We start from the raw sequence: 5,585 nt of genomic DNA, 5'->3' as shown, positions 1-5,585 counted from the left end.
ATTCAAGATCGGGTTTTCTGATTTTGCACTCGGTTCCTTAAAAAAATACAGCCGATAAGCGTGGGCGTTTGAGGGCAAGCAGCCAGTTCTTCGGAACAAACTCTTCGGAGTTATCAAGCGCTCACAAAAACAGTAATGAGGAAGAATTTATTCTTCTTGATTCCGTCAAGTGAGTGAGCAGTCGAAAGACTTTAAATTCAAGATCGAACTATAGAGTTTGATCCTGGCTCAGATTGAACGCTGGCGGCATGCTTTACACATGCAAGTCGAACGGTAACAGGTCTTCGGATGCTGACGAGTGGCGAACGGGTGAGTAATACATCGGAACGTGCCTAGTAGTGGGGGATAACTACTCGAAAGAGTAGCTAATACCGCATGAGATCTACGGATGAAAGCAGGGGACCTTCGGGCCTTGTGCTACTAGAGCGGCTGATGGCAGATTAGGTAGTTGGTGGGGTAAAGGCTTACCAAGCCTGCGATCTGTAGCTGGTCTGAGAGGACGACCAGCCACACTGGGACTGAGACACGGCCCAGACTCCTACGGGAGGCAGCAGTGGGGAATTTTGGACAATGGGCGAAAGCCTGATCCAGCAATGCCGCGTGCAGGATGAAGGCCCTCGGGTTGTAAACTGCTTTTGTACGGAACGAAAAGCCTGGGGCTAATATCCCCGGGTCATGACGGTACCGTAAGAATAAGCACCGGCTAACTACGTGCCAGCAGCCGCGGTAATACGTAGGGTGCAAGCGTTAATCGGAATTACTGGGCGTAAAGCGTGCGCAGGCGGTTTTGTAAGACAGTGGTGAAATCCCCGGGCTCAACCTGGGAACTGCCATTGTGACTGCAAGGCTAGAGTGCGGCAGAGGGGGATGGAATTCCGCGTGTAGCAGTGAAATGCGTAGATATGCGGAGGAACACCGATGGCGAAGGCAATCCCCTGGGCCTGCACTGACGCTCATGCACGAAAGCGTGGGGAGCAAACAGGATTAGATACCCTGGTAGTCCACGCCCTAAACGATGTCAACTGGTTGTTGGGTCTTAACTGACTCAGTAACGAAGCTAACGCGTGAAGTTGACCGCCTGGGGAGTACGGCCGCAAGGTTGAAACTCAAAGGAATTGACGGGGACCCGCACAAGCGGTGGATGATGTGGTTTAATTCGATGCAACGCGAAAAACCTTACCCACCTTTGACATGGCAGGAACTTACCAGAGATGGTTTGGTGCTCGAAAGAGAACCTGCACACAGGTGCTGCATGGCTGTCGTCAGCTCGTGTCGTGAGATGTTGGGTTAAGTCCCGCAACGAGCGCAACCCTTGCCATTAGTTGCTACATTCAGTTGAGCACTCTAATGGGACTGCCGGTGACAAACCGGAGGAAGGTGGGGATGACGTCAAGTCCTCATGGCCCTTATAGGTGGGGCTACACACGTCATACAATGGCTGGTACAAAGGGTTGCCAACCCGCGAGGGGGAGCTAATCCCATAAAGCCAGTCGTAGTCCGGATCGCAGTCTGCAACTCGACTGCGTGAAGTCGGAATCGCTAGTAATCGTGGATCAGAATGTCACGGTGAATACGTTCCCGGGTCTTGTACACACCGCCCGTCACACCATGGGAGCGGGTCTCGCCAGAAGTAGGTAGCCTAACCGCAAGGAGGGCGCTTACCACGGCGGGGTTCGTGACTGGGGTGAAGTCGTAACAAGGTAGCCGTATCGGAAGGTGCGGCTGGATCACCTCCTTTCTGGAAAAATGCTGCTTCAAATTGAACGTCCACACTTATCGGTTGTTGGAACAAGCCAGGTGGCCTGCTGAGTGACAGCGGGCTGCATGGAATGGGTCTGTAGCTCAGCTGGTTAGAGCACTGTGTTGATAACGCAGGGGTCGTTGGTTCGAGCCCAACTAGACCCACCAAGATTCCAATATCTGGTCAGAGGATCCCGGGGGATTAGCTCAGCTGGGAGAGCACCTGCTTTGCAAGCAGGGGGTCGTCGGTTCGATCCCGTCATCCTCCACCAAAAATGATAGCGCCGAAAGGTGCTATAATCGTTGGCTCAGCAGATGTGAAGCGCAAGCGGAGCAAAAGCGAAGAAAACCAAATTCAATATAAAAGCAGTCTGCATCAGACTGCTTTTATATTGATCTTTGATCAATAGGCTGTTCTTTAAAAATTCATAGAGTCGAAATCAGCGTTGCTGGTGGAAAGCGCAAACCAAGGTTTGTGCACCGTGCCGCCAGCAACATTTTGATTGCGTCAAAACAGATATTTTGCGAATGCAAATTTATCTAGTAATGACGAATATTCTCTAAGCTGCATCGAAAGATGCAGCCAAAGATATTCACATTACGGCATAACGCGTGAGGTGCAAGACCTCACCAGTCTTTGAACACCAGGCTTTGATTCTCGCTAAGAGAGTCCAAAGTTATAGGGTCAAGTGACTAAGAGCATATGGTGGATGCCTTGGCGATGATAGGCGACGAAAGACGTGATAGCCTGCGATAAGCTTCGGGGAGCTGGCAAATAAGCTTTGATCCGGAGATTTCTGAATGGGGGAACCCACCTCGCAAGAGGTATCGTGCACTGAATACATAGGTGCACGAAGCGAACCTGGAGAACTGAAACATCTAAGTACCCAGAGGAAAAGACATCAACCGAGATTCCGATAGTAGTGGCGAGCGAATTCGGAAGAGCCTTGCAGTGATAGTCGATCAGTTAACAAAACGGCATGGAAAGGCCGACCATAGTGGGTGATAGTCCCGTATGTGAAAACCGATCGGTGGTACTAGGCTGCAGACAAGTAGGGCGGGGCACGAGAAACCCTGTCTGAATATGGGGGGACCATCCTCCAAGGCTAAATACTCATCATCGACCGATAGTGAACCAGTACCGTGAGGGAAAGGCGAAAAGAACCCCGGGAGGGGAGTGAAATAGATCCTGAAACCGTATGCTTACAAAAAGTCGGAGCCCTTAGGGGTGACGGCGTACCTTTTGTATAATGGGTCAGCGACTTACATTCAGTGGCAAGCTTAACCGAATAGGGGAGGCGAAGAGAAATCGAGTCCGAATAGGGCGATTAGTCGCTGGGTGTAGACCCGAAACCAAGTGATCTATCCATGGCCAGGATGAAGGTGCCGTAACAGGTACTGGAGGTCCGAACCCACTAATGTTGCAAAATTAGGGGATGAGCTGTGGATAGGGGTGAAAGGCTAAACAAACTTGGAAATAGCTGGTTCTCTCCGAAAACTATTTAGGTAGTGCCTCAAGTATTACCGTCGGGGGTAGAGCACTGTTTAGGCTAGGGGGTCATGGCGACTTACCAAACCTATGCAAACTCCGAATACCGACGAGTACAGCTTGGGAGACAGAGCACCGGGTGCTAACGTCCGGACTCAAGAGGGAAACAACCCAGACCGCCAGCTAAGGTCCCTAAAATTGGCTAAGTGGGAAACGAAGTGGGAAGGCTAAAACAGTCAGGATGTTGGCTTAGAAGCAGCCATCATTTAAAGAAAGCGTAATAGCTCACTGATCGAGTCGTCCTGCGCGGAAGATGTAACGGGGCTAAGCCAGTTACCGAAGCTGCGGATTTGCAATTTATTGCAAGTGGTAGGAGAGCGTTCTGTAAGCCTGTGAAGGTGTCTGGTAACGGATGCTGGAGGTATCAGAAGTGCGAATGCTGACATGAGTAGCGTTAAAGGGGGTGAAAAGCCCCCTCGCCGTAAGCGCAAGGTTTCCTACGCAACGTTCATCGGCGTAGGGTGAGTCGGCCCCTAAGGCGAGGCAGAGATGCGTAGCTGATGGGAAACAGGTCAATATTCCTGTACCGATCAATAGTGCGATGTGGGGACGGAGAAGGTTAGCTCAGCCAACTGTTGGATATGTTGGTTCAAGCGTGTAGTCGTGCTCTTTAGGCAAATCCGGAGAGCTGAGATGAGGCGTGATAACGAGTCTGCTTGCAGACGAAGTGAGTGATACCCTGCTTCCAGGAAAAGCCACTAAGCTTCAGCTATTGACGACCGTACCGCAAACCGACACTGGTGCGCGAGATGAGTATTCTAAGGCGCTTGAGAGAACTCAGGAGAAGGAACTCGGCAAATTGACACCGTAACTTCGGGAGAAGGTGTACCCCAAGTAAGTGAAGTTGTACAAATGGAGCTCAAAGGGGTTGCAAAAAATTGGTGGCTGCGACTGTTTAATAAAAACACAGCACTCTGCAAACACGAAAGTGGACGTATAGGGTGTGACGCCTGCCCGGTGCTGGAAGATTAAATGATGGGGTGCAAGCTCTTGATTGAAGTCCCAGTAAACGGCGGCCGTAACTATAACGGTCCTAAGGTAGCGAAATTCCTTGTCGGGTAAGTTCCGACCTGCACGAATGGCGTAACGATGGCCACACTGTCTCCTCCTGAGACTCAGCGAAGTTGAAATGTTTGTGATGATGCAATCTCCCCGCGGAAAGACGGAAAGACCCCATGAACCTTTACTGTAGCTTTGTATTGGACTTTGAACGGATCTGTGTAGGATAGGTGGGAGGCTTTGAAGTGCGGTCGCTAGATCGCATGGAGCCAACGTTGAAATACCACCCTGGTGCGTTTGAGGTTCTAACCTGGATCCATTATCTGGATCGGGGACAGTGCATGGTAGGCAGTTTGACTGGGGCGGTCTCCTCCCAAAGCGTAACGGAGGAGTTCGAAGGTACGCTAGTTACGGTCGGACATCGTGACGATAGTGCAATGGCATAAGCGTGCTTAACTGCGAGACTGACAAGTCGAGCAGATGCGAAAGCAGGACATAGTGATCCGGTGGTTCTGTATGGAAGGGCCATCGCTCAACGGATAAAAGGTACTCTGGGGATAACAGGCTGATACCGCCCAAGAGTTCATATCGACGGCGGTGTTTGGCACCTCGATGTCGGCTCATCTCATCCTGGGGCTGTAGTCGGTCCCAAGGGTATGGCTGTTCGCCATTTAAAGAGGTACGTGAGCTGGGTTTAAAACGTCGTGAGACAGTTTGGTCCCTATCTTCCGTGGGCGCTGCAGATTTGAGGAAGCCTGCTCCTAGTACGAGAGGACCGGAGTGGACACACCTCTGGTGTACCTGTTGTCACGCCAGTGGCATCGCAGGGTAGCTAAGTGTGGAAGAGATAACCGCTGAAAGCATCTAAGCGGGAAACTCGTTTCAAGATGAGATCTGCCGGGGCCTTGAGCCCCCTGAAGGGTCGTTGTAGACCACGACGTTGATAGGCTGGGTGTGGAAGCGCAGTAATGCGTTAAGCTAACCAGTACTAATTGCCCGTGCGGCTTGACCCTATAACTTTGGGTAAGCCTGGAAAAATAAAGACAGAACGCAAGTTCTAGTTATGCCGAAAAGGCGCAATCGAAAAGCTGATTGAAGACTCTATGAATTCGTTGGACTGAAGGTGAGCAAGATTAAGAAGTTAATCAAGTCGCCGTCAATCTGACAAAAAGTTTATGCCTGATGACCATAGCAAGTTGGTACCACTCCTTCCCATCCCGAACAGGACAGTGAAACGACTTTGCGCCGATGATAGTGCGGGTTCCCGTGTGAAAGTAGGTCATCGTCAGGCTCTTAC

At 51.0% G+C, this 5,585-nt stretch carries 2 tRNA genes and 3 rRNA genes; all 5 read left to right on the top strand.

Going from position 1 to position 5,585, the window contains the following annotated elements:
* Positions 1–205 precede the first annotated feature (205 nt).
* The 5 genes from CTATCC11996_RS00025 to rrf all read left to right on the top strand — a co-directional run bounded on the left by CTATCC11996_RS00025 (position 206) and on the right by rrf (position 5,579).
* Positions 206–1,738: ribosomal RNA gene (locus CTATCC11996_RS00025) — 16S ribosomal RNA — on the top strand.
* A gap of 93 nt (positions 1,739–1,831) precedes the next feature.
* Positions 1,832–1,908 (top strand) — tRNA-Ile (locus tag CTATCC11996_RS00020).
* A 28-nt stretch (positions 1,909–1,936) separates the two neighbouring features.
* Positions 1,937–2,012: transfer RNA gene (locus CTATCC11996_RS00015), tRNA-Ala, on the top strand.
* A 411-nt stretch (positions 2,013–2,423) separates the two neighbouring features.
* Positions 2,424–5,301, top strand: a 23S ribosomal RNA gene (locus CTATCC11996_RS00010).
* A gap of 165 nt (positions 5,302–5,466) precedes the next feature.
* A 5S ribosomal RNA gene (rrf, locus tag CTATCC11996_RS00005) occupies positions 5,467–5,579 on the top strand.
* Together the 16S, 23S and 5S rRNA genes with 2 tRNA genes alongside form the textbook arrangement of a ribosomal RNA operon.
* Positions 5,580–5,585 lie beyond the last annotated feature (6 nt).

Origin of the sequence: Comamonas testosteroni ATCC 11996, from assembly GCF_000241525.1 — a bacterium.
Classification (GTDB): Bacteria; Pseudomonadota; Gammaproteobacteria; order Burkholderiales; family Burkholderiaceae_C; genus Comamonas; species Comamonas testosteroni.
Note: the sequence above shows the minus strand (reverse complement) of the source record. Positions and strands in the feature narration are given on the sequence as shown.